The sequence below is a fragment of the Rhodococcus sp. R1101 genome, assembly GCF_000278445.1.
GTDB lineage: Bacteria > Actinomycetota > Actinomycetes > Mycobacteriales > Mycobacteriaceae > Rhodococcus > Rhodococcus gordoniae.
Genome location: NZ_AJVB01000711.1, coordinates 1 through 1407, shown reverse-complemented (window position 1 = coordinate 1407; position 1407 = coordinate 1). Strand labels below are relative to the sequence as shown.

The following is a 1407-nucleotide window of genomic DNA, read 5'->3' as shown; positions in this document are numbered from 1 at the left end:
CAGCAGGCGCTGGAGGTGGGCCGGGCGTGGAAGTTCGACACGCCCGCAGCGCGAAGGCGTCCTTCCTCGACGAGGCGTTCGAGGGCACGCCAGGTGTCGGTGTAGACATCGCGGGCCGGGGTCGGCCAGTGGATCAGGTAGAGATCGAGACGATCGAGGCCGAGCGCGGTGAGGCTGGTGTCGAAGGCGCGGAGGGTGGCGTCGTAACCCTGATCGGAGTTCCACACCTTCGTCGTGATGAACAGCTCGTCGCGGGACAGTCCGGAATCCGCCAGCGCGCGGCCGACGCCGGCTTCGTTGCCGTAGATCGCGGCGGTGTCGATGTGACGGTAGCCGGTCTCGAGTGCGGCGCTGACGGCCGCGGTGGTCTCGTCCTCGGGGATCTGGAAGACGCCGAAGCCGAGCTGGGGGATCTCGACGCCGTTGTTCAGGGTGACGGTGGGGATCGTGGACGATGTCACGAGTCGGTGCTCCTTCGGGGGTGTTCGCGTAGTTCGGGATCAGAGTCGGACGGGGTCGACTGCAGCACGGGTTGTGCTGTGGAGGTCGGGTTCTGTGGATGTGTGAGTTGCGTTGGTGTGGTCGTCCTTTCGCTGTAGTCGGTGGGACAGGACCGCCGGGACCAGAGCGGACGCGGCCAGGACGGCCCCGACGGCGTTGGGTGCCGTGTACCCGAATCCGGCGGATATCACCGTGCCGCCGAGCCAGGCGGCCAGGGCGTTGCCGAGATTGAAGGCACCGATGTTGGCGGCGGAAGCCAGGGTCGGGGCGCCGTGCGCATGGTCGAGGACGTGCTTCTGCAGGGGCGGCACGGTCGCGAAACCGAGGGCGCCGATCAGGAAGACCGCCGCGACGGACACGGTCTTGTCGGAGGACAGGAAGGTGAACAGTCCGAGCACCATGGCCAGGCCGGCCAGGGCGGTGTAGAGCATCGGCATGAGATTGCGGTCGGCGAAATGTCCGCCGACGAGGTTGCCGACCACCATGCCGGTTCCGAACACGGCCATCAGCCAGGGGACGGAGGACTCGGCGAAACCGCTGACATCGGTCAGGATCGGTGCGATGTAGGTGATCCCGGCGAACACGCCACCGAAGCCGAGGACCGTCATGGTCATGGCCAGTACGACCTGGACGTTCTTGAACGCCGCGATCTCGTGGCGCAGCCGCACGCCTGCGGGTCGGGGGACGTCGGGAACGAGCTTCGCGACGCCGGCCAGGCCGACGACGCCGAGCGCGGCGACGATCAGAAATGTCGCGCGCCAGCCCGCGGTGTGGCCGACGAAGGTGCCCAGCGGCACGCCGACGACATTGGCCACCGTCAGTCCGGTGAACATCAGGGAGATGGCAGCCGCCTTTTTCTGCGGTGCCACCAGTTCGGCGGCGACGACCGAGCCGATGCCGAAGAAG

Annotated in this window: 2 protein-coding genes; both read right to left on the bottom strand. The window is 67.6% G+C overall.

The window, feature by feature from the left end; all coding sequences use genetic code 11:
- A partial coding sequence (locus tag R1101_RS28460) for an aldo/keto reductase (RefSeq protein ID WP_198420326.1) occupies positions 1-461 on the bottom strand: 461 nt, incomplete at its 3' end.
- A 39-nt stretch (positions 462-500) separates the two neighbouring features.
- On the bottom strand, positions 501-1407 hold a 907-nt coding region (locus tag R1101_RS28455), incomplete at its 5' end, for an MFS transporter (protein ID WP_016935613.1).